9 protein-coding genes are annotated in these 25093 nt (G+C 52.6%); 2 read left to right on the top strand and 7 right to left on the bottom strand.

Going from position 1 to position 25093, the window contains the following annotated elements; all coding sequences use genetic code 11:
* Positions 1–60: 60 nt before the first annotated feature.
* The 4 genes from ACFQ88_RS26695 to ACFQ88_RS26680 form a co-directional block, all read right to left on the bottom strand.
* Positions 61–7677 carry an S-layer homology domain-containing protein gene (locus ACFQ88_RS26695; protein WP_379458843.1) on the bottom strand — a complete coding sequence of 2539 codons (7617 nt, stop codon included), beginning with the start codon at positions 7675–7677 and terminating at the stop codon, positions 61–63.
* Positions 7678–7749: 72 nt separating this feature from the next.
* Complete coding sequence (locus tag ACFQ88_RS26690) at positions 7750–13149, bottom strand: hypothetical protein (RefSeq protein WP_379458841.1); 5400 nt, start codon at positions 13147–13149, stop codon at positions 7750–7752.
* A gap of 284 nt (positions 13150–13433) precedes the next feature.
* Positions 13434–14543: a response regulator gene (locus ACFQ88_RS26685; protein ID WP_379458839.1), complete on the bottom strand. Its 1110-nt coding sequence runs from the start codon at positions 14541–14543 to the stop codon at positions 13434–13436.
* Positions 14536–17574, bottom strand: a complete 3039-nt coding sequence (locus ACFQ88_RS26680) for a hybrid sensor histidine kinase/response regulator (protein ID WP_379458837.1) — start codon at positions 17572–17574, stop codon at positions 14536–14538. The genes ACFQ88_RS26685 and ACFQ88_RS26680 overlap by 8 nt, the downstream gene beginning before the upstream one ends.
* Positions 17575–17777: 203 nt before the next feature.
* Here ACFQ88_RS26680 and ACFQ88_RS26675 point away from each other — a divergent pair, with 203 nt between their 5' ends.
* Positions 17778–19238 carry an amidase gene (locus tag ACFQ88_RS26675; protein ID WP_379458835.1) on the top strand — a complete coding sequence of 487 codons (1461 nt, stop codon included), beginning with the start codon at positions 17778–17780 and terminating at the stop codon, positions 19236–19238.
* A 416-nt stretch (positions 19239–19654) separates the two neighbouring features.
* Here ACFQ88_RS26675 and ACFQ88_RS26670 read toward each other — a convergent pair whose 3' ends face one another.
* Entirely contained in the window at positions 19655–22231 is a 2577-nt protein-coding gene (locus ACFQ88_RS26670) for a hypothetical protein (protein ID WP_379458833.1), read from the bottom strand.
* Between the two features lie 149 nt (positions 22232–22380).
* Positions 22381–23454 (bottom strand): glycoside hydrolase family 88/105 protein, encoded by a 1074-nt coding sequence (locus ACFQ88_RS26665; RefSeq protein WP_379458831.1) that lies wholly within the window; start codon positions 23452–23454, stop codon positions 22381–22383.
* Positions 23455–23704: 250 nt separating this feature from the next.
* On the opposite strand from ACFQ88_RS26665, the gene ACFQ88_RS26660 reads away from it, so the two are divergent.
* Positions 23705–24598, top strand: coding sequence for an AraC family transcriptional regulator (locus tag ACFQ88_RS26660; RefSeq protein WP_379458829.1), 894 nt, complete (start codon positions 23705–23707; stop codon positions 24596–24598).
* A gap of 136 nt (positions 24599–24734) precedes the next feature.
* Here ACFQ88_RS26660 and ACFQ88_RS26655 read toward each other — a convergent pair whose 3' ends face one another.
* Positions 24735–25082 carry a winged helix-turn-helix transcriptional regulator gene (locus ACFQ88_RS26655; protein ID WP_379458827.1) on the bottom strand — a complete coding sequence of 116 codons (348 nt, stop codon included), beginning with the start codon at positions 25080–25082 and terminating at the stop codon, positions 24735–24737.
* Positions 25083–25093 lie beyond the last annotated feature (11 nt).

Here is a 25093-nt window from a genome sequence, read left to right as displayed (position 1 = left end):
AGTTAAGCTTGCAGCAGACAACCCGCACTCCTCCTCGCGATTCGTGCGGGTCCGCAACCATTAATGCTCCATTATCCACCGGTCCAGTCTAACCGCTATCGCAGCTGCCTGTGCCCTTGTCAACGCATCGTTCGGATGGATGACTCCGTTCTCTCCTTCGATGATGCCGTTTTTGATGCTGAGTGCCACCGGCTTTCTAGCCCAATCCGGGATCGATTCATTGTCGCTGTATGCTTCAAGAATCCGATTCACTTCTTCATCGCCGATGTCATTGCTTAGTCCTAGGACGTCCAACATGCGGCCGATCATCGTCATCGCTTCCACCCGGGACAGCGTGGCATCCGGTCCGTAGGAGCCGTCGCCCAAGCCGTTAACGATGCCGAGCTGTGCTGCAACGGCGACACTGCGGTAATACCAATCGGCTATTTCCACATCGGCAAAATTCGCGTCCGCCTTCTTATTCATCATCCCGGCAACCCGAAGCAGCATTGTAGGATACTCTGCTCTAGTCACCTTGCTGTCCGGCTCGAACTTCCCGTCGCTGCGGCCCAGCACGAACAATTTGCCTGAAGCTTGATCGATGCTCGTTTTGCCCCAGAAGCCGTCCTCCACATCACCGAACGATTTGCTGCTGCGGATGAACATCAGATTGCCCTGTCCTGTCCATTTCACATCGGCATACGTTTGTTGTCCTGCTGCCGAAGCCTGCTTCCATGGCAATGTCGTCCATTGGCCGTTCGGGTCTCGCAGTACGACCGCGGTCATGCCGTCAGCATATACCGGTACGGTCACTCGAAGATACGAATGCTGATTGACAGCCGGTATGTTCGTTTCCAACGATACGCCTTCGCCTTCTGCAAGAAGGGTGCCTTCCACCTCAACCGCCATATCGCGTAATGCTTGCTTCGCGTCATCGCTGTTGCGGCCGATCATGATTTCCAGCTCACGGTCCATTCCCGCAATCATATCCGGCGTAATGACCAATTTGGCCAGAGGCACGTTTATGATGATGCTTTTGTTGGCAGCAACAAGCTGCTTCATTGCTTCCTGCTCTACCCGGAACGTGAAGCTTTCAACTGTTCCATCCTGCGATGCAATCGTGATGTCGCCGCTGCCGGCAGCTTCCACATCTTTTGCCGTAACAAGCGCCGTTACTTTATTGTTGACTTTATCTACAATCAGAGACTTGTCGTTGACCGTGACGCCTTCGGATCCTACCGGCAAGCTGATGAAGCCGCCACCGCCTCCACCTCCGCTTGATCCTTTGAATACGTTGGCGGTCAAAGGCTTGGAGATGACAGCCATAGCCTGCTTGCTTCGGTCTACCGTTCTTTTGGCGACAACTACCGTATCGCCGGACACAGCCGCAACCTCGCCGTTATTTGGAAGTACATTCCAATCAATTAAACTCTGCTTGTACGTTGGCATCGTGACAGCTGTATTTTGGGAAAAGACCTTGTAAGCCAATTCTTGATCGGTCATATCTCCAGCCGCTGTTACGACGACCTTGGTTATTCCCCTTTTGCCAATGATTTGCTCCGTATGGGCGGTGATGCTCTCCATTCTACCCGCTGCGGATACGACCATCATTGATTGGAGCGTAACATTATCGGACACATGGTATTCCGCTTGAATGATGTTCGACCCTTCTGCTGTGGCTAAGACCTGCTCGTTATCCAGCTTGACCGTATCTCCCGCATACACGGTAAAGCTCAATTTGTTGCGGTCCTCGGCGCTGAGAGGAAGCTCTTTGAATTTCGGCTTTCCTGCCGCGTCCTTGCCGTCCGGATAGCGGAGCGACGCCTCAATAGCTTTTTGTTCCCCCGGCTCTAAAGAGTCCATCTTTTTCAGGACGAGCGCTACCGGCACTTCGAACTGGTCGTTCGTTACCGAGACGACAGCTTTATTGCCATTACCTGCCTTGTCCCGGGCGACGAACGTCAGCTCTGATTCAGGACTTGCAGCGGATACCAGTTCCACTTGCCCTTGGAAGCTTCCGTTGTCCGATACCGTAAGCGGTGTTTCCTTCACCACTTGCTTTTGTCCGTCCTTCATTACGGCTTCCTGAATCGTTACACTTGCATCGTTGGACGTTTTTCCGGCCACCTGTACTTTGCCGCTGCTCGTACGCTGTCCGGTTAACGGCTCGTCGATATACAATGTCGGAGCGATCTTATCGACGGTCAAATAGAGCATGGTTAATGACATATCTTTCGTCTTCTTATTTCTGGCTTTCAACTCAATCGCATAAGGCCCGTCGACATCGAACTTATCCAGCTCCAACGTCCCGCGACTGCCTCCGTCTTCATTAACGAAGCTTACTTTGCCGAGCGATTGATCGGAATTGAATGCTTCCAATTCCATATCCTGCTGATCCGAGAACAATTCAATCGACTGCTTCGCCTGGTTCGTCAGCACTTCCATATGGGACGCATATGGTCCTTCCTTGGATGCGGACAAGCTCGGCTTGACCGGTATCGGCAGCAGCTTATTCACACTGTCCGCTCTGGCTGCAAAATGGTAATTTTCGTTTTTGTCAGCTTCCTTCGTTGCTTTGACTGTGGCGGAAACTCCCAGTACATATTCCTGACCGACCTGCAGTCCCGTATATTTTACGTTCTCAGTGTCAACGGTTTGGCCTCCCAGGCTGTTTGTATGAATCTCGTTCGAGGTCGACATCGCTGTCCAGCCTCCCACAAGAATGCCCTCATATTTGCCAGTAGCCGAATTCCAGTTCTTTTCCAGCTCCTTCTCGGTCAACAGCGTATCCCCAAAGTTCCGGTATATATCCAGACGGCCGTCCCGTTCCTGCAGAGCTTCAATTTTGTAGCTGTGCTCGAACTGCTCCTGCCCCGCCTTCTTCGGCGACGGCTTGAAGGAGAGTGCGAACAAGCCATTGCCCGCAGGCTCAATCTCGACATCACTTACTTCCTGAGGAGCAAGCGGATCGATGATTTCGAACTTCTCCGCCGATGTCTTCGTATCGAACGTATTGTCCGACTTCAGCTCGGCACGCAAATAATAGTCACCCTGCTGCAGCAAGCCTCGAATGTCTTCCTTACCGCCAAGCAGCTCCACATTCGTTACATCTATTGTTATACTGCCGCTTGCTGCACCGCCGGTTGCTTCGCCCACAGCCACATCTTTGGCAATGAGCAGACCCGGATCGCCCGGTTGCAGTACATCCTGCCCGTTTTCAAGCTTCGTCGTGTCGTTTGTAACAGCATCTTTGGCAAGAAACAGATTGATCTTGTCCCCCGGTTTTGCATTGTCTACGGTCCATGACGCTTGGAACTCGTTAACGTTTGAGCTGCTTTTCTCAAGACGAACATCCTTCAGCTGCGGTGCCATCGGAATGTTCATCAAACGGGTTTCTATCGACGATGCCGAGGTCAGCGTCCAGTTGCCTCCTTTTTTCGTCTGCTCGTGCGGGATAATGATATATGCTTTTCTTACATCAACTTGATCCTTCTCATTGCTTGAAGCCGGCAAAAACTGCGTAAACGCATTGGCCGAAGGATTCGTATTCGTGTTGTCGAAAACGATCGGATATGACATGCCTGACGCGTCCTTCATAGCAAGTGCGGGCACGTCATTCTCCGTATATTCCACTTCAACGATCGCATTGCCGGAAACGCCGGTCATAGGAATTTCGTGCACTCTGCCACTGTTCTTGGACGTGATGCCGCCGATACCGGCACTCATAACGCCCGAGCTCATCACACTCATGCCTTCATCGACTTTGTGATACTCGATTTCATGGCTGGCTTGTTCGGAATCGATCCAAGACGTGGCTACCGTCTGCATCCCTTGCCCGATGACGAGCAGCTTTGGCCCGCGCTCCGGATCCTCGATCAGCAAATGAACTAATCCATCCGGCAAATTCTCATCCGAGGTGCCGAATTCGACTCCGCCGCCCCAATAGTAGGTGATTCCCAAGGATATGAACAAAATCCCGATGCTGCCCCACAGCTTATCGTTGTTAAGCCCGAGGAACACGCTCGAAAGCGGCATGCCGCCTACCACAGGCACATCGTTCGGAATTTGCAGTCTCGCGCCGATATATCCCTCGAAGTCGGTCCGCTTCTTCTCCAGATTTTGTCCGACGAATATGCCGGCTTTCCCCATGATGATATTCCAGCCGCCGATATTCACTTCCGCTTCTACACGGACGAACCATGGAGTGACCCACTGCGCTTCCAGCAGCGCCATGCTGATCATTTCCATTAACTGACCATCCTCTGGCTCTGGAACGGTGGAGAAATCCATTTTGCCTTGCAGGGCAATGCCCGTACGCTTCAGCGTCAAATCGATGTCGCCAAAATGATACGCCGGTGCAATACCGAATCTCGTGCTGACTCCCGCCTGAATGACCAGAGGGAACGGATCGTCCTTCGTGCCGCCTGCGATGGTATCGGCCAGCTCACGTACGGCCCCGCGAACGGCGGTCAAGTACGTAGCCCCGGTAACGAGCACGCCCGGCTTGCCAAGTGTCGTACCGAACGCGATAACGTCAGGCAAAATACGGCCGTCGTCCACCTTTTTCAAGGAAAGCTCCGCCTTGATTTCGAGCATATTTTTCAGCTGTGCATCGAATTTCAGTCCATATCGGTTCGATACACCCTCGACCGGTTGAACATAATGAACGATGTTGATTTCCCCGCTCGGCTTTTTCGGTCCGTCTTCCTTCTCCGCTTCGCCTTCGGGCTTCTTGTCTTTGGGCTCGAACAGTCCCAGCTCCTCGTTCAAATCGAATTTCAATCCGGCGTCAACGCCGACGAATCCCTTATCGTTAAAAATAACGTTGCGTACTTCCGCCTCCACGACTTTCATGGAGATTTTACCGCCGAAGGAAATGCCGCCCTCCCGCAAAATAAAATCGTTGAAGGAAAAACCGAATCCGGAAAAAATAAAGTTCGGCGGTGCAAACAAGCTGTGCTTGTTGAAATAAACATGAGGAATCATAAGCTGACGCATCGGATTCAGCCTGTCGCCGAGTGATCCTACCGCCCAGCTGATCGAGCCGTTCAGACTGTCGTCCTCCTCATTGTCCCCGCTGTCCGGGAACGCTTCGTTCTCGATGACGTAGCCTTCACCAAGCGACTTATCGAAGCCGTTGAAGAAGTCCAGCGTCCATTCTCCTTGATGGAATACAAATCCGCTGTTCGCCACACTCAGCTTTCCGTCTCCCTTGACGAACAAAGTGTCAAAAAACGGTATTGTATATCCGTTCATCCGCTGCTGCGAGCCGAACAGGTCGAGCTTGCCCCGGACAAACACCATATCTTTGCCCTTGTAAGCAACCGAATCGTTAATGATCGCCGGCTCGGTCTTCGTATCGACGATCACCTGCATATCATTGCCGGTGCCAACTTCTTTGATCATCCCGCGCACGACAACCAGCTGCTCGCGGTCCTCATCCTCGAAAAACTCTTCCATCTCTCCGTCGGAAGCAAACATCCGGTAATTATAAGCAGGCGTCTCTGCCAATGCTTCTTCGCCCAAATATTCCGAAAGATCAAAGTTCGGATCGACGGCCTTACTCGCCATACCGACATACTGCTTAAGATCCTTATAAGCCGTTACGACACTGAACAAATCGGTGCCTGCTTTGAAAGGCTCTCTCGGATACGCTTCGTTAATCTCTTCCAGCAGCTTTCCATTCAGCGATATCGGAGCATGACTCAAATCGACCATTTGCTTGTAAATCGCCAATATGCCCGCTTCGCGGATCCGCGACTCTTCATTGTCCGTTACAAGGAAGGTCTGTGCCGTCGTAATATCGTACAGCGCTGCGATGTCCTCGTCGCCTCCGGTATCTCCCTTGTAATCAATTTCCACTTGATATTCGCCAAGAGGCAGCTCCGGTCCGATTCCGTCTTGAATCACTTTTCCCGTTGAATCGACCAACGCGCCGCCACGGTAAGTGATCCGCATATCTCCCGAAAAGCCGTCGTCGGTCGGCTGCAAAATGACCGAGCTTTTGACCGGTACTTTATACCGTTCGCCGCTCATCTTGTTTCGTAAATACAGATCAAAGTTCGGGTCGCCGTTCTGATTCCCCGTATTGTAAGCGTCGATGTTCGTAAGGTTGACCGTCACATATTTCACATCGCTGCTGTACAGCTCCTTGGGTGACATCCCGTAGGCGTACGTAGCTGCAGCTTGCCCAACGGGCGGCAGCAAAATAAAGTTTGCTTTGCTCGACTCATACTGAGCCTTGATTCCTTCATCCTCAACCCCGTCCAGCTTCGCTTGGGTTTCCGGACTTTTTGCCGTCAAAATGTATTCTTTGGTCGTCGGCCACGGTCTTCCTTTGGCCAGCACCTTGTAGGAAGCCGTTACATAATCGCCGGGCTTGTACTTGGGCTTGATCCCTTGAGCCGCTTCCTCCGGCGTCGCCGTCTTACGGAATTCCAGCTTCTTGCTGCGAAAAGCTTCCGTCGCTACTTTCCCGTCGGGGGTTCGTACGATGCCGCCCTTCTCGTCCAGCTTGACGAAGCTCAGCCCGCTCTCCAGCGTCATTTCCACTTCGATGTTGGTATGCTCCATATGGAACATATCCAGGTTCTCGATCTCCGCCGTAATATCGAATACTCCCTCGTCAACATAAGCGCTGCCGTCCTCCAGCGTCGCCAGCTGCTGAACCGGGTCCATATAGCGGATTGAGAAAATCTTGTCCGGCTCTACGATTTCGCCCAAGCCGTACACCGTTTCAAACGATTGCAACCCTTCATTCGCAAGAGCCTCCGGTTCCCAATAAAAAGCTACAGCGGAATCCGCGCTGCCGTAATCGTTCGTATCTCTTGTAAAGTCAAGGTTGCCGTTAGGCTTGTAATCCCATTTCGTATTGGCCAAGCCGTTCCAATGGCCTACGATCATTTTGTCCACGATGTGGACGTTGTTTTCCGCAAAGTTGTTAAAGCCGTAGGCAATGACATTGGTGGCAAGCGGATTGGTCAAATCGAGCTTGTCTCTCATCACCCAATAAGGCGGAATTTTATAGTACGCCCGGTCTTCCTCGGAAATATCGGGGTTATTCTCCGGGTCGTGAACCAGCGTTCTTTCTACAGTCAGAGGCGCTTTGTACGCTGTTCCGATCTGGAACTGCGGTCCGTCATTGCCTGCAACCATCGTATCCAGCAAAATCCGCGAGCCCAGCTCGACCTGAGCGCCGCTTCGATTGTTTACCTCATAGCGGACGTTGACATTCCCCGCGTTCTTCTTGTCTGACGCCGAGGCATACAGCATAATGATCTGTTTAATATACACGCCTTTAATGGACCAGACGGTCTCGATCTGTTTTGTACCGTTCGTATTGTTAACGATTCGTGGCTCCGTAATTTCCGAGAAAAAACCCGGTGCAAACTTATACGGATTGCCGAATATATAATCGGTACCGTCGATGCGGAAAGTCGTGAAGGACGTTTCCGGGTCGTCCCCGCCGAACAGCAGATTCACATTCTGGTCCTTCTTGCGGATCGGCTGCCCTTCGATGGTTCGGATGCCGAACCGGCCTGTGGCATTATCTACCGTCACCTTGATAAAATCGTTTTGCAGCTCCGTTACCTCAGGTGCGCTTGCTGCGTTCGCCAAGGCCGACGTAATTCCGGTCATCGAGGTCCATATCAATAGAAACGCGAGGCATAAGGCCGCCGTTTTTCTGACAAGCTTCACATTCGTACCTCCTATCCTTTGCTCATGCGGTAAGGGAGCAGCGACGCTCCCTTACCTGTTTTTTACTGCGGATTAATCGACATTACCTATGAAGAACATGGCGTATTCGCGCTCCCGTTCCTGAGTACGGACAATCATGGTGTACCAGCCGACTTTATCGAATTCAATGGCAAATTGCTTGTTCACCAATTCATCGTAAGTGAGCTTCTCGGCAATGTACTTCATTTGACCTTCACGATACAAACCCGAGTAGTACAGCACATCATAAGTTCCCCACTCATTCACCTGGGACCAGCCCTCCACATCCATCAGGTTGTATTTCGTAATATGGAAGTCGAGCGTATTGTGGTCAAACAATGCGGACTCAGTGCTGCCGCCCGAAATAAGTACATCGTCGGCAAAAATCAGCATGCCTTCAGCACTTACAACGACAACATCCTGGTACGCTGTGGCCATATTGCCAACCTGATCGAACGCCGTATACGTCACGCGCTGGCGCCCGAGCTTCGTCAAGTCGAGACCGCTGATCTCCACCCGGATTTGTTCCGGCTTCGATACATTGTCGGACACCGTGTAGCCGCCCAAATCTTTGCCGAAATCAAAATCAGGCTTGTTTTGCACGATACTTACTGCAGCCGTATTCAACGCGATCTCCGGTGCCTTATTATCCAAGCCCGCAATCGTTACCGGCACTTTCTTAATATTTCCAAGCAAATCCGAAATCGCGAGCATGGTAGAGCCGTCGGCCGAGTACACTCTCGAATAGGAGTACGTACCGTCCGGAGCGCTAATTTGATTCGTATAAGCTCCGTTCTGCATGATTGGCGCCATGCCAGAGAATACCTTATTCGGCGACTTCGTCTTGCCGCTTACAGACACTTGAACTTGCCCACGCGCATATTTCTTTCCGTCAATCGTGACGATCCGTTCTTCCGGCAGCGGATTCCCTTTTTCATCAACGAATGTATATGTGACGGACTCAGGAACCGGCGCAGCGGAAATAATGTTGGTCACTTCCTCTCTTACAACGGACGTATTGCCTAACCGGTCGGACACCACAAAGGATGCTACGCCGTTTTCCTCCATTGTAATAACCGATTTGCCGCTGAGCACGACGAAATCTTTGGCCTGTGCGTTCGCCTTTTGCACTTCAAGCGTCACTCCCGAGGAATACAGTATGCTGCCGTTCTCATCCTTTATCGTTTCGAACGTCTGGCTGTAATTCTCCCCGTAAGCATAGGAACGAACGATTTTAACATCCGGTTCTTCCTTATCGATATTGCTTACGGTAATTTCCGCCGTTCCCTTGTTGCCTGCTTCATCCGAGAATTCAAAGGCAAACGATCCGTTATTTTCGAACGTATAGACCGCCTTGCCGTTATTGTTCGTAATCGTCACTGGCTCGGATAGATCCTCCAGCATCACAGACACGTTGCCGTTCGTCGTAGCCGGACGCATATTGGTCACCGTTCCATTGGGTTCGGTCGTGTCAATATTGCCGATAGAAACATACAGCGTATCTTTCCTCGATATATCGGACGCATCTGTAAGGTCGAAGGAATAAAAACCATTCTCCTTCACATTAAACCTGTTTCCGCTTCGAATAGGTGGAGACGGGTTTACATCGGACGGAACGATTTTGATTCCAATCGGTACCGTAATATCTATATCGACTCCCGTCTGTGGATTCGCCGGTTTGGAGCTTACTGCCGCCAACGCATAAACCGGCTCGATCCCCAATTTGACGTTGCTCGTATCCAACGCCGCTGGCTTCCCTATGGCACCGCCAGGCGCTCTATATTTCACCTGAATATGCAGCTCCGCAGCTTTGTTCGTCGGAACTTTCATCGAGGTAAAATTTGTGTATGGGTGCCATTTGACCCAGCTTATGCCATTGTCGGCAGAAAGGGAATATTCGTATCCGTTCTTATCCTCCCTGTCGAGATTCAGCTTCATAATCGCCGTATATCCGTCCTGTGCGTCCCCGTACAAATAGATCAATGCCGCTTCGGCATCAGCAGCGGGAGTTCCCGGACCAGCCTTGGATACTTTAAATATGCCTGTCGTTCTTACTACAACGCTATTATTGGCTCCGTCGACGGCTTTCACAAACAAGCGGTAGTCCGCCGTTTCTCCCGGTTGCAACCCGTTATTATCAATCCCGACTTCGCCATTTGCCGGAATATCCACCCAGCCTGCCGACTGTTCATCCGGTTCCGGCATCCCTGCTTTTACCCATTGGTACTGTCTCAGCAGAACATTTTTACTTGTGTCTTCAATTGATATCGTTACCGTCTGTTTTGCCAGCGGATATTCCACGCCGCTTTTACTGAACGTAACTGCGGGAGGCAAATTATCGAATTTATACATTTTCGTAAAATAATGCTGCCGCCCATCCGACTCCATCACGCGGATATGGACAAACTGCTCGCCGTTCTTCGTCCGGTCCGCAGGAATGCGGTAAAGCAGTTCCCCGTTGGCCGGATTGATCTGCTGCAATACAAGAGGTGCATAGGCTCCATCCCCCGGACGGGCGACGCTGCCGCTGAATGCGTATCCTACGTTAGTGACGAACGACCCCAGCATGCCGTAGGCTGAGCTTGTCACGGATATCCCTCCGTAGACGGCGTTCGTAACCAGCCCTTTGGATTTATAGGTCGCTTCGGTTACGCTCTTCCCGTATGCGGCGAAGGTAACGGTTGCCGGGGCAAGACCTTGCAGGCGGAACTCAATATCGTGGCTTTGAACAAATTCCGGATTCGCGTCAGATAGCTGTCCGACGACACGGTTGGTCGAATCGACCTCGATCGCTTCCTCCGATTTCACTACCCGTTCGTTTCCTGCTTGGTCCGCAGCCTTGATGGCTAAAGCGTAGGTGCCATCCTCCATAATGTCGTTTTGAGTGGCTAGAGTGACGCCATTGCCGGCAAACTCCGCCGTTTTCCATTCAATCTCTTGCAGCTCCTCGCCCTTCTTCACCCATTGGTAGGCAAATTGGCTTAAACCGCTGCTGCTGCCAGTCTGAACTCCGCTGTGTTCGTCCACGATCGTTACCGGAACCTTGACATTCCCCGTCTTCTTGTCCTCCGCATTATTGACGTCTATAGTAATAACCGGCGCGCGGTTGTCCAGCTTCATGGAGGCTGCGTTGTACGTCCAATTCGAATCGTTTTGTTTGTAATCATCGAACGTCCACTCGCCTAAATTGCCGTAATCTCCAACTGCCGCCAAAGCTTTATTGGTCGCATAAAATTCTTTGTCGGCTTCCGACCCTGTTGCTTCATTTTTCCAACGCTCGTATTCATCAGGATGGTTTGTAACGTACTCATCCTTTTTCTTATGCTGCATCAGCTCTCTCGCCGAATCCCAGGTCATATCCGCCGTCCACGTATGCAAATACCATACGCCGCTTCCCTCATCGGTCAACGCTTCGGCCGGTGGAGCAATCATGTTCGTCTTGTTATTGACGACCTTGAGCTGCATCCCCCCGAATTTTGATTTCGGGTACAGTTCTTCTTCAGGCTGCTTCCCGGCAAGAGCATAGCGCTTAACGGCTGCAAAGTTATGCTCGCTCACAGAAGCGAACGGATCCTCCGGATTGCGGCTCCAATAGTAGTACACAAGGCCGACCGCCGGCGATGCTTCTCCCGTCATATTGGAAGGACGGTAAATGCCCTTGCTTGGCCGCTCCGCCCCACGATCAGGCGACGGATCAAGAGGCGGGATGATCAGAGGCGGATCGTTCGCATCGATCGTTACTTTCCCGTTTCTCCGGTAGGTTGCGTCGGTCGCCCCTCCCGCTTCATACCGATAAGCGATCCATGGTTTCGTGTAGTCAACCGATAGCTTCGCCCAATCGATTTTGGAATTGACGTTCGATTCATCACCATCTACATGAATGCCTTCGAAATTGGCCGGCTGGATCAGCATATTTCCGGCATAATCCTGAATGACACTCGTGTCGGAGTCTGCTGGATTCTTCAAATCATGAGACAAAGAGATGACTTTAAGAAGCGGAGTTTCTAGCCATTTCTCGACGTCTTTAACATTCGTCTTGAAAGTTAGCTTGGATGAATTGAATCCGGAGTCATAGTAGGCCTTCATTCCATTGTTGAACAGCAGAAACGTCTGCTCCTCTTCATTCTTCCATTCTGACTTAACCACCGCTTCTTCGGTTAATTGGACCGTGAACTCGAGCGTATGGTCGTCTTTGCTCAACACGACCCCGGTTAAAATCTCCGGCTGAATTCCGTTACCCGTCTTCGAATATTTGGGCGCTACCGCATCCACGATAACCCGATAACCGCCATGGTTGTAATCGAAGGGGTTGACCGTCTTGCCTTTCAAATGATTGTTGCTCGAATCGCTAACCTTAATGAACTTGTTACTGTCGATCACGGCAACGTTACCCGCCGCATCCGCGAGCACCGCTCCTTTAAGCTTTTGCTCCAACGTTTGATCGATTGGCGCCCCAGATGCAGTACCGGTTATTTTAGGCTCCAGCGGAAGGTTTCCGCTATGATGATACTTTGTCGTTATGTATTTGTATTCAATGCTTTGTCTCAGCGGAGCATCGAAATAGCCTAAGCTGAAATCTCCGGGAGCAAAGCTTGTATTCTGCATATATTGCTGCTGTCCGGCCGCCGGCAATCCGGTCCCGTCCGGGTTTACAAACAATGGATGCTTGAGAAAATGCTCGTAGAACGCTGAGCTCAACGCGGTCGGCTTAACCGGCTCGTTGAAATTGTAGGCAAGGCTTATGTATTCGTTTTGTTTGGCATACAGCTCTTCTTGATTAATGATTCCATTTGTTCTTTCCGCCCCGTTGCCTCTGAACGTATAATTTTCCAGTACAGGCCGATGCTTATCCTGGAACTTGATAAAAATTCCGTATGCGCCTGCACCTTCTCCTTCCACCCACACGGAGATATTGATCACCGAATTATCCTTGATCTGTTTGGTCATGCTTCGGTAAAACGTATCTCCTCCGTGAGAGCTTCCCGACAATTCTTGACCGTCTACGGTAATGGATGCCGAAGTAACCCTTGTCTTGCACCATGCTAAAATGCAATCCTCATCGTAATCCAGTTTATCCCAACCGACAAACACTTCGGCATCCTTGCTCTGCGCAAGCGCACGGAGAGCTGGGTTGTCTGCAACTTTAATTTGAAATTGTACTGTTAAGCCATCATCGTTTTTCGGGAGAACATGTCCGCTCGCCCAGTCATAGTTCGCATCTTTATCCGTCTCTGTCTGCGCAAAGCCCGGCGTCTGGTTGTTGTAAAAATTGAGAAAAGCATTGTCCGCAGAGAACGTTTCATTCCCTATCCTCGTCCCTGCGCCAAACCTTACTTCCAGATCGCCGCCAGCGGCCTGCACAGAGCTTACTCCCAGCTGAGGCAGCATTGAAAACAGCATGCTCAGCGTTAAAGCAGCCGCAATCCAACGGCTCCTTAGCCACTTCTTATACATCGTTCTCCCCCATCCTAAACATGTTGAAATATACAGCTCCAATTCACCTTGCTCATTCGACACCATATTCCAAATTTCTCCACGGCTACCCCCATTTACCCTGTTTAATGCCATTTTAGATCTAAAGGTCTTAACAAATTCTGAACATCTTCGTCAAATTAGTACAAAATACCCCAAAACCACTATCCACTCTTCATTAATTACTAGGACTTTGTCCTCATTTACAAAAAAATAAAAAAACCTGACGGCAACTGCTCCGCCAGGCTTCAGCAAGTATGTAAAAATCAGTCCAATGCAAGCTCAATCCCGAGCTCACTTTGAAATTTTTGCACCATCTGCCCCTTTAGCGTCTGAGCAGCAGACGTATTCCCCGCAGACTTCAAATCCTGCAGAAGCAGCTTATAATAAGCTTCCGTATAAGGCTCCAGCTTGATCATCTTACGCAAAATTTCTTCCCGTCTCGCTCTGTCCACGTATCCCAGCAGCCGGTCGAGACTCGTCAGATAGCACGAGCGCAGCTCGCTGCGCCGGACTTCCGCCCAAATATAATGCTCCGCTTCAAAATAATCGCCCCGGTACATTCCAATAATTTGCTCCACGGTCCCTACATCCGTCTCTTGCGATTGAATCAGCCCGGTGATGTGCTCCGTATCGCTCACGGTGTATTCCGTCTTCATCCAATAGCGCTCATCCCCATATACGATCATATCGGGAAATCCGGCCTGCTTCAGCGTATTGCGCACATGATACAGCGTTGTATGAAGCAGCGCCTGCGCTCGGTCGAAGGGCAGCTCCGGCCACAAATCGTCCAGAATCCGGTCGCGCTGTACAGGCGTTCCATTATAATGCCACAAGTAGGCGAACATTTCCTTCGCCTTTTTCGTCCGCCATGTTACCAGCTTGCGATGGCTGTCGTATAGCTCCATGCTTCCCAGCGCATTCAAAAATAATCGGCGCTCCGGCTCCTCCGTATGAAGCTTTTCAGCGGCGATACCTACGGCTTGGCCAGCCCGGGATATCCCATTATTATTTTGGTATTGGTTACGGTACCGGTCCAACGTTTTGGCCAGCCGCTCCTTGGACACCGGCTTCAGCAGGTAACCGAACGCGTTCACTTCGAAGGCTTCTACCGCATACTCCTGATAAGCCGTCACGAAAATAATCTGCATGCCGGGCCACCGCTGCGACAACCGCTCGGCTACCGCAAGCCCGTTCATTCCGGGCATTTCGATATCGAGAAAGATTAAATCGACGGCAGAATGCTCCAAATAAGCCAACGCTTCGTCCACCCGGAAAAACTTGCCTTCTACGGATACGCCGCCGACCTCCTGCAGCACAATTTCCAGTACGTCCAAAGCAATTTCTTCATCATCTATTAATACGGCCTTAAGCATCCGATTCCTCCGGTAAATAAAATGTGATGATCGTTCCACGGTCCGGCTCGCTGTCGATTCGCAATGTCTGGTTGTAGAGCATTTTCAACCGACGGTTCACATTGCCGGTACCGACACCGCTTCCTTGATCCTCGTTAAGCTTGAAGAGCAGCTCCTCTCCCATCCCTATGCCGTCGTCCTCGACCGTAAATTCCACACCGCCGGGAACCCGGCAAGCACGGATTTCGACCGTCCCGCCATTAGGCTTCTGCCCTATGCCGTGGCGGACCGCATTTTCCACGAGCGGCTGGAGAAGGAGCGGAGGCATCATGCAGTGAAGATCCGGTTCGATAGTGTACTTGACCTGCAGCCTGCTTCCGAAGCGAAGCTGTTCGATAGCCAGGTAAGCTTTCACCAGCTCCATTTCTCTATCAAACGAGACGAGCTGGCTTTGGAAGGTGAGCGTAAACTTTCCTCTTAAATACGTGGTCAGATGATGAATCATCTCCCTCAGCCTGTCCGTATCCTTATAGCTGAGACCGACCAGCGCATTCAAGCTGTTGTACAGAAAATGCGGCGTAATCTGCGCCTGCAAATAATCGATCTCCCGCCGTACAGCGTATTCCGAGGATCGTTTCATGGAAAGCAGCGACTGCATTCTCGCCTTGAGCACCTCCAATTCGAACGGCTTTTGCAGGATATCGTTAGCACCGGCGGCAAATGCCGCAATGACGTCCCCTTTTTGACCGGATGCCGTAAGCATCAGAACCGGAAGCTCCGCCAAGCCGTGCTTGCGCCGGATTTCCCCGCACACGTCCAAGCCGGACACGCCGGGCATCATCAAATCCAGCAGCACCAGATCCGGCTGAAAATGCCGGTTCAGCAGCTCTATCGCTTCTTTTCCGCTGTATACCGCCGTGTAGCCGAACTTCAAGGATGTGACTGCATCGATCAGCACTTTTACATTCGACGGCTCATCATCGACAATGAGTACGGTGAATTCGTCACCTTCCTCGCTGGCCGATTGGACTGTGTACGCCAACCCGTTAACAGGTTCAGCAGCGTCATCTAGATCCGAGTCCGTGCGGGCAGCCCCTTCTGCGACGGGCAATGTAAATGTGAAGCGGGTACCGCTTCCGACCTCCGAATGGACCTCAAGCGTCCCTCCCTGCAGCTCCACGAGCTGCTTCGTAATACTGAGTCCGAGCCCGATACCGCTCCGCGACTGTGCCCCCGTCTCCGAATAATGCTCGAACGGCTCGAATATCGCCTCGATACGCTCCGGCGGTATGCCTATCCCCGAGTCGATGACGGAAACCGCAATTTCATTGGCTCTGAGCTCCGCCGTTACGCGGACACTGCCTTTGTCCGTAAATTTCAAGCCGTTTTCAATCAAATTGTGCAAAATTTGCTTCAGCCGGTTCTCATCGGCATGGACAAGAGGAAGATCGGTGGCCAGCTCGTTAACCATCTGAACCTGCTTGTTCATCGGTGTAATGGATAGCGTATCGAGCACAAAACGGACCGTCATCCGCAAGTCAACCGCGGTTTGATGGATGCGAAGCTGCCCGTGTTTAATGAGCGACATATCCAAAATGTCGTGAACGAGCCCCGCCAGCCTGCGGCTGATCAGATTCATTAGTCTCACATTTTCCTTATACTCGGATTGCAGCCCTCTGCCCCGGTCATCGAGGATGGACTGCGACAGATTAATGAGCCCGTGAAGCGGCGTCCGGAGCTCATGCGACGTTTTGGCCAAAAACTCGTCTTTTTGCCGGTCATATTCGAGCAGCTGCTGTGATAATTTCTCGTTCTTGTAGAACGCCTGCTGCATTCGGTTCGACATCAAGAACGCTTGGGAGAACACAAGCAGCAGCGGAGTAACGATCATGAAATACGGGTTGTCCAGCGCCAGCTCATAGCGGATTTGTGCGAAAATCCAACTGGCAATAAGAAAAAACACCCCTAGAGCCAAATATCCCGTACCGGGAACTCCCTTGTTCCGGCTGCGGATCAGCATCAAAAAAATATTGATGAATGCCGCCGTTTGCAGCGTTAAATTCAATACCAGCGTGTACGCCAGATGATCGTTAGGGAGAATGATGACGATTAAGTAGACATAGGTAAGCCGTCGGATCCATACGAACAGCGTATTTTCCTTTTCACCCAAATAGGTAAAAATATAATAATTGAACCACAGGAACGAAAGGTAAACCGAGACAAACACGATTTTTTGAATCATGACAAAGGAGATCGACGGGAACAAGGTGGAGAGCAAAATCTCATTGTCGACAGTAAAAAACAATCCCGTTGCCAAGCAAAACAAGCTGAAATACATCAAATGCGGATCCTGGCGCCAGCGCCTGAACATGCCGCCGTAGAACAGGGCGAACAGCAGCATGGCTGAAATTTGCACCATATCGGCAAGCTTGGAGTTGTCCGCACGGTCGGTCACAGCCTGATAGGACCCGAACTCGGGAGCCTGGACCAAGCCGCCTGCAATATAATTAAAACTGGCAACTTGAATAATGAGCTCAACCGTGCCCGATTCAGCCTTCTCCGCTCCAAAGAAAGGCAAATTGCTGGCTACAAAACCTTCTTTGTCTAGCGATGTCCGGCCATTGCCCCCAAGATCTGTGCCGTTTAAGTAAATATGGCTTGACATCCGCACTTTTTTGGAACGGAGGGCGTAGATGTCCGTTTTATCTACCTGAATGAGCAGCCGGTAAGTGCCGACACCGTAGCCGTCCCTGCCATCGGTTGCGACCACTCCCTTCCATCCATGAGGAACCTGCAAAAGCCGCTTCTCGGACTGCAGTGCCGGGTTGTTCTTGAAATCGGCCGGCTGCAGCAGCTTGTCCGGATAAAATTCCCACTCCCCTCTCAGCGGGATGATTCCTTGCTTGGCGAAATCCCAGCCTCTTGCATCCAGCTGTCCTTGGACAGCAGCAGGATAAGTGGCGGCTGGATTCAGCCATTGGTATAGAAAAAACAGAACAATGGCCAAAAAAATAAAAAGCATACTAAGCATCGTTGCGGTCGGTTTTTTCATGATCTGATTTGCGCCTCTATGTAGTAAATTGGTTCTGTTTCCAGTGTACTTCTCGATTATAGCAAAAAAATACTCAACAAATTCTAAAAACAATTGGGAATATATTGATTTTAATCATTTACAATCTTGCATCGGCTGGATTCCTCCAACAAAATAGAAAGAAAGAAGAAAGCTCCAGCGGAGCAGAGAGGCAGAGTGTCCCTATGATACGAATCGAAGAAGCGACCATAACCGGCATGCAGCAAGCGATGGAGTGCGGCAAGACCTCCTCCTTCGAGCTTGTCCAGCGCTATATGGAGCGAATCGCCCTCCATGACCGGCAAGGACCGAGGATCAACTCCGTGCTAGAGCTGAACCCCGATGCGCTGCATCAGGCCGAAGCAGCCGATGCGGCTAGGCTGAGGGGCGCTGCCATCGGCCCTTTGCACGGAGTCCCCGTGCTGCTGAAGGACAACATCGACACGGCCGACCGGATGCACACGAGTGCCGGCTCGATTGCCTTGGCGAACCATTACGCCCAGCATGACGCGTTCCTCGTCACCCGGCTCCGGGAAGCCGGGGCGGTGATTCTGGGGAAGGCCAACATGACCGAGTGGGCCAACTTCATGACCGAAGGCATGCCCGGCGGCTACAGCTCCCGGGGAGGCCAAGTGCTGAACCCGTACGGACCCGGCCGCTTCTATGCCGGCGGGTCCAGTACGGGCTCTGCGGCCGCGGTCGCCGCCAGCTTCACGGCGGCTGCCGTCGGCACCGAAACGTCGGGCTCGATACTGTGCCCGGCCGTGTACCAATCGATCGTCGGCATCAAGCCGACGGTCGGGCTTATCAGCCGCAGCGGCATCATTCCGCTGGCGCACAGCCAGGACACCGCGGGTCCCATGGCCCGCACCGTCGCCGACGCCGCTCTGCTGCTCGGCGTGATGCGCGGTCACGACCCGCGCGATCCCGTCACCGGCTGCTCCATCGGCATGGAGCAGCCCAACTACACGGCGCAGCTGGATCGCGCCGGCTTGCAGGGGGCGCGGATCGGCGTCCCGCGCCGGGTATTCCACGATTCGCTCACCGAAGAGGAGCGAATATTGTTTGAGGAGCTGCTCCGGGAAATCGCCGATGCCGGAGCCGTGCTCATCGATCCGGCCGACATCCCGTCGGCCGGGGAGCTGTCCCAGCTCCACTCCAGCGTGCTTATCCATGAGTTCAAAGCCGATTTGAACGCTTATTTGAGCAAGCTGCCGCCGGATCAGCCCGTTCACTCTCTGAAGGAGCTCATCGCCTTTAATGAGGCGCATGCCGACAAGGCGTTAGCCTACGGGCAAAAGATTCTCGTTTATGCCGAGAGCAAGTCGGGTACGCTGACCGAGCCGCAATATATTATGGACCGGTTGAAAGATATCCGGCTGTCCCGCACCGAAGGAATCGATCGTGTGATGAAGGAGCATCGCCTGGATGCGCTGCTGTTCCCCCACGACAGCGGAGAAGAAATTGCCGCCAAAGCCGGCTATCCGTCCATAGCGGTTCCAGGAGGCTATCTCCGGGACGGCAAGCCGTTCGGCGTCATGTTCACCGGCGGAGCCTTCTCCGAGCCGGCGCTGATCCGGCTTGCCTACGCGTTCGAGCAGCTGAGCCCGCGCCGAGTTCCGCCTGAATTGGCGGCGACGGAGTAAGCCGGCAGGCGTCTTGGCACTGTGTACTTCCCTGGGGAGCTGTGCTGACTGCGGGAGCACCACATTCCGTTCTGCTGGCTTCACCCCGTCACGCTTGCCTTTCGCAGAGCTGTCCCGTTTATTTGCGGCGGGTATTCACCGCGCTTACCCTCTGCATGGCATTGCCTATCTAGCCTTCTCCACGCCTTACCGCCGCACCTTCAGTTTGGCTTACACCATTCCAAAGCACAAAAAACCTTGCTGCCAGCCTCCCAAAGGAGGCGTTGCAGCAAGGTTTTTCATGATATGCGATTTCGTTGTCCGAGTTCTTGTAGCTGTAAACATCACCCCATTGCGTTACGCAAACATACGTCAGGAACATCGATTGCCATGTTCACAACAGACTTACAGAGGCAACCGAGCGCTATAAGTTACCGCTACCGTTCTACGCTCCAGCCGCCGTCCGCCTGAACTGAAATACGGATTCGGCCCGGCTTCCATTTCTCCGTAGGAAGCAGCTCCACTACCGCTGTTCCATCCGGTCTAATTTCGGTCGCAACGCCTTTGTTCTCTTCCCCGCGGTTGACGGCGAGCGAATGAAAGTGCTTCTTCCCGCTCACGTCGGAGCCGGACAGAGCGCTGTCATGGGGCAGGATGACGGATACGAATACTTCCTCCCTGCCGGCTGTGAACACCGTCCTGTCATATAGGGCATAGCCCTGGTCGTTCCACAGCTTCGGCTGAAACTTGGCGCCGTATTGATGTCCCCGCTGCGGATGGAAATACACGAGCACGTTGGTATTATGCTGCCTGTCGGCTGCAGAATCGAACCAGAACAGACCCTGCTGTAACGGATCCTTCACCTGCCATACCGGTCCTCCCGTCATCCTGTCCGCTTCCGCTCCCGGCAGGAACCGGTCGACAACAAGCAAATAGCCTTCCTGCGTCAGTACGGTCTGGCGTTTCCAGTGAGAATCGAACGTATACACGCCTTCGTATTCCATGGAGCCGAAGCTGTCTTCCCCGCGCTGTTCTGCTCTCGCATCCTTCAGCACGCCTCCTTGCTGTCCGTCCACATACATGCTGCGGCACGTCATGCCGTTCACGAACAATCGGACCGGCGTGCGCAAGAAATCTCTTGCGTCGCTGATGTACAAATAATCAAAGCCGATGCGCTGGTATTGCTCCGTCAAGTGAATGCTCTCGCCGCCGAAGCCTCTCCAGGTCAAATCCGTGCGGCCCGGATGGCATACGATCTTGAGAGCCGGGGCACCGGACAGCTCATCGAACGTAAGGCTGACGCGTTCCCGCACCTCTTCCGGCGTTAGAATCCGCTTTTCCTGCATGGTCCCTTTTTTGCCGTCCTCGTAGAACGCCACCTCCAGGTACTCCGCAAATTCGCGTAGATCGACCAGCATTCTTTTGCCTGCGGGGCCTCCCAAATGAATGTTCCGGATCAGCATCTCGACGGGTCCGTCTGCCGGGGCGACCTCCCTGTAATCCCTGTACCATTCCAAGCTTTTCGGGAACGAGTGGTTACCGCCTCTCAGGAACGTGTTCAGCGAAATGGTGAAGCTTTCCAGCCTCAAGCTCTCGTTCTTCCCGGCCATCCCTTCCGGATTGCATAGAAATACGCCATACGGACTTTCCTTGTCCCGGAAAAAATGCGGCAGCGGCATCATCGTCTCGTCGCCCTCGACAGGAACTCCGGTATGCCGGAATCCTTCGGGGGTCCGGTACAGCTGCTCGTACCGGTCCGACGCCATAAAGTCGCGAAGCAGACGGAGATTCGAGGACGCCTTGTACCAATGGCCCGACAGCAGTCCCTGCGTATAATTGAAAGGAAACTCCGAGAGGGCATCGCCTACGACGAGCGTGTTGCTTTGTCCTGCCCATTTGTGCCATCCGGAGCGCTGCAGCACCATCACACCGTTCACTTCATAATGGTACAAATCTCCCCGGTTATCCTCGTGGGCATGATGCAGCGTTTCCATCCTGTCGTTGATGTAGAATGCGGCGTACGGCTTTCCTTCCTTCTTGGAAGGCGACAGCAGCAGCCGGTCCGGTATACGGTAGGTAGCGGGGTACATCGTCTGAACCTCGCTTCCGGTGTCCGGCAGTTCCGGCTTGATCCCCTCGAAATGATTCTGTGCGAATCTGGCTTCCAGCGATTGCTCGGCTTCTTCCGCCGGAATACGCCCCCGCACCGCATTATAGTAGCCCCCGTATTCACCGGCCAAAAATGCTTGCTGCGCCGCCCATAGGAACGTACCGTCGCCCGTTACTTTTGCCATCAAGGCAAGCGCATCGACATACGCTGCCTGGGTGCCGCCGTCGCCCGGCTGAATGGCAAGCCCTGACGGACTGATGTGATCGCGGTAGCGGCGATATGCTGCGAGCGCCTTGTCGCTCCGGAGCTCCTCCGCTTTGCCGAGAATAAGCCCCAGCTCGATCACCTGCATAATATTGTGCGCTACATATCCCGGCTCATAGCAATCGCCCGGGCCGTACCAGTCATTCCACACGCCTTCGGCGTAGTGGCTCCAGCCCTTGGCCTCCGGCAGCGCCGGAAACAGCCCGGACGCAAGCGCCATCCCTATGGCGAAAAAGAAGGAGCGGTTGTTCGCATCCCGCTCCGCCGGCCTCAAAATATCCTGCGCTAGGCTTGCCGCCGAATGCCAAAACGTCTCCTCGATCAGCCCCCGGCTCGCAAGCTCGCTGAACGCCTTGAAGTAGTTGCCTTGTGAGAAAAAGCAGCTCATCATCGTCTGCCGGATCGAAGAGCCCGTATGAGCCGACAGAGGGGCTGAAGAGGGGGCGCTTTCCTGCTCCGGCATCCGTCCGGACCGGTCCTGGTTCCATGCCTCTGTAAGCAATTTCAGACGCAGCAGCGCTTCTTTGTCTCCCTCCGGCGTTCCCTGATTCAACAGCTCCAATACGACTGCTATAAACTGCCGTACTTGCAGCGTCGGCTTCAGTTCTTTTCGAATCGCAGCCTCAATCGTTTCCTGCATTAGTAGTTCAGCCCCCTTGCATTAGCTTGATTTGCGGTACTTTATGGTAACGGCCGCCCTATGGCCCAAAAAATCATTGACGCTCTTAGTATAAAGCATCGCGCCCGCGTTCTTATAGTCATGGCGGCTTGGATCGGATGAAGCACGCGCTATCGCGGGTCCGCTTGAATCCATTCGGCAAGCATCATCAAAGTGAGCCCTTGGCCGTACAGCGATGCGATCAACGGAATCCGGTTATAATCATCAATCGTCTTCATGACCGGAGTACCTCCCGACACCCCGAGCACCGTGCCGTCCGCGTCGATCATGGCAAGAGCCGCCCGGCATGTTCCGGCCGCTTCCTCCGCATAGCCTTCATCGAGCAAGCCCAAACGCACGGCACACAGGATTCCGGCTGCGATTCCCGCACTGCCTGAGGTTTCCTCATAAAATTCGCTGCGGTCCATAACCGTATGCCACAAGCCCCGCGCATTACGGTATTGGATAAGGCCGTCCACAAGCGCCCGGTACCGCTTCAGCAGCTCGGACGGTACTTCCGTCACATGCTTCAGCTCCTTGACAATGAGCGGGAATCCGATGACGATCCAGGCGTTGGCCCGCGTCCATCGGGCTGCGGACATATGATTGCCCGACTGGCAGTCCCAGCCATGGTACAAGACGCCCGTCTCCCCATCCTGCAGCAGGCGGAAATGAAGCTCAACCTGGCGAAGCGCTTCCTGCGCGAGATCCGCGCGCTTGGTCAAAGACGCTTGTCTTGCCAGAAACAAGACGGCCATAAAGATCGTATCCGCCCACACTTGCTCCGGAAAGCTGGCCTTCTCCGTCACCGTATGCTCGAAAGCCCTCTCCCGGGTACGGGGAGCCTCGTGAACCATCCATTCGGCGATGTCCCCTGCCGTTTCCAGGTAATAATCGCGGTTCGTGAGCCGGTACAGTTCAGGAAATATCCCGTAGGGAGCCATGGAATTAATGACTTTGGCCTGCACCGCCTTTTCCTTGTTCCTCTCGATCCAATTCTCCAAATACCCTATCGCATCCTTCTCCCCCAAAGCTTCGGCATAATGAAGAATGGCGATCAGGCCCACGCCGGGCGTCCAGTCCCATTGGTTCATATTCATGCCCCAGTCTTGTGTATCGGAGCCGATCATCCTGCGGTAAACCTTGCCTGCAGCCTCCTTCACTTCCTCTGCCGCTGTTCCTTGCCAAAGAGCCGATTTCAACATGATGTCCTTGTCCCTTCCTTTCGCGTCTTCCCTATATTCCATTATCGAATTGAAATAACATGTCCCTGCATCCTCGATTGCCATTAAATTATAAGGAAAATGACAGGCTCCTTCTCTCTCTCCATTGTTTAAAAATATAACAAAATTGCTGTTGTTTTCTCGCTAGAAAAAAAGAACTCTAAAGAGGATTGTGTTTTTTTCGAAGGAGGAGTACATTAAATGTAAGCGCTTTTTACAACGAGGACGGTGAATGGACATGCAAGCTAACCCGGTCATACGAACGGACGATTTCATAAACAGTCAGCTGAAGGATCTTCCGCTTTCGATGAAATACAAAGAAACGGAAACGAATTTCTATATGGATTTCCACTCGCATGAAGGGTTCGAAGTGTATTTTTTCCATGAAGGCAGCGGCTGCTTCCTGATCGAGGATCACATTTATCCGCTGGAAGGAAACGATTTGATCCTTATCAGCGCCCATGAGTCTCACAAAAGCTCGCCCAAAATCGAAAAGCCGAATACACGCAGCGTCCTCCATTTTCTCCCCGAGCTGATGGATAGCCAATCCAGAGATATTTTGCTGGATATTTTTCGACAAGGACTGAACCGCCGGCATATGAGGCTGAACGAAGAAAGAATGAGCCGCTGCCAGTACTTGCTGGACCGGCTGCATGAGGAATATACGAGCCGCTCCCTGGATCATCTGCTGGCGATTCGCATCTATTTAAGCGAGCTGCTGCTGGAGCTTAGCCGGTTCTTATCGAACGATTCCGTCAATGAAGACCGGATGGCCAGCCATCGCGGAGTCAATCCGAAGGTGGAGCAAGCGGTCAAATTTATTTCCAATCATTTCGCGGAACCGTTGACGCTGGAGCAAATATCCCAGGAGCTGTATTTAAACCAGTATTACTTGTGCCATTTATTCAAAAAAACGATCGGAATTACCATTACGGAGTTTTTGCTGCAAACGAGAATCCACCATGCGAAACGAATGCTTGTTCATACCGAGCTGCCCATATCGGAAATTTCCGCCAACGTCGGCTTCAACAGCTTTTCCTATTTCGGCCAAACGTTCAAGCAGCTGGTCGGCGCAACGCCGCGGGATTTCCGGAAAAAGCAGCAGCAAACAGGCCCTAGCGAATAGCTTCGGGGCCATTAGAAGATCTGCTGGATTACAATCCTAGAGCAGACAACTATATGGAAGCTGAAGTTCATATAGAAAGGAGCAGACCGCCGGGGCAGCTGCTCCTTTTTTTTAATGGCTATGCTACGAAAGAGCATCAAGAGGTGCTGCCCGCTTGCTTATTCCCCCACTTCATGACCCATTTATCCATTTCCCGCAAGGCCGCCTGAAAATCCATTCCCTTCTCCGTCAATGAATATTCCACGGTGACAGGGACGGTTGGATATACCTCCCGGTGCACAACCCCCGTTTGCTCCAAATGCCGCAGCGTATCCGTTAACGACTGTGTCTTGATAACAACAACATCCCGCTGCAGCTGCTTGAATCGCCTCGGTCCTTTGGCCAGTTCAGCGATCACCAGAAACGCCCACTTCGCTCCGAGAATTTCCAGCACCTCGCAAATGCTCGATTTCGAATCCGTTTCGTTATCCCGTTGTTGCTTCATATTCGCCACCT

This window comes from Paenibacillus sp. NPDC056579 (genome assembly GCF_042793215.1).
Lineage (GTDB): Bacteria > Bacillota > Bacilli > Paenibacillales > NBRC-103111 > Paenibacillus_S.
This window is presented reverse-complemented; position numbering and strand designations above follow the sequence as displayed.

What these genes read in the sequence shown, in the direction of transcription:
- ACFQ88_RS26660 (WP_379458829.1), top strand. Translation starts at nt 23,705, where the DNA reads ATGGACATGCAAGCTAACCCGGTCATACGAACGGACGATTTCATAAAC.
- ACFQ88_RS26675 (WP_379458835.1), top strand. Translation starts at nt 17,778, where the DNA reads ATGATACGAATCGAAGAAGCGACCATAACCGGCATGCAGCAAGCGATG.
- ACFQ88_RS26685 (WP_379458839.1), bottom strand. Translation starts at nt 14,543, where the DNA reads ATGCTTAAGGCCGTATTAATAGATGATGAAGAAATTGCTTTGGACGTA.
- ACFQ88_RS26655 (WP_379458827.1), bottom strand. Translation starts at nt 25,082, where the DNA reads ATGAAGCAACAACGGGATAACGAAACGGATTCGAAATCGAGCATTTGC.
- ACFQ88_RS26690 (WP_379458841.1), bottom strand. Translation starts at nt 13,149, where the DNA reads ATGTATAAGAAGTGGCTAAGGAGCCGTTGGATTGCGGCTGCTTTAACG.
- ACFQ88_RS26670 (WP_379458833.1), bottom strand. Translation starts at nt 22,231, where the DNA reads ATGCAGGAAACGATTGAGGCTGCGATTCGAAAAGAACTGAAGCCGACG.
- ACFQ88_RS26680 (WP_379458837.1), bottom strand. Translation starts at nt 17,574, where the DNA reads ATGAAAAAACCGACCGCAACGATGCTTAGTATGCTTTTTATTTTTTTG.
- ACFQ88_RS26665 (WP_379458831.1), bottom strand. Translation starts at nt 23,454, where the DNA reads ATGTTGAAATCGGCTCTTTGGCAAGGAACAGCGGCAGAGGAAGTGAAG.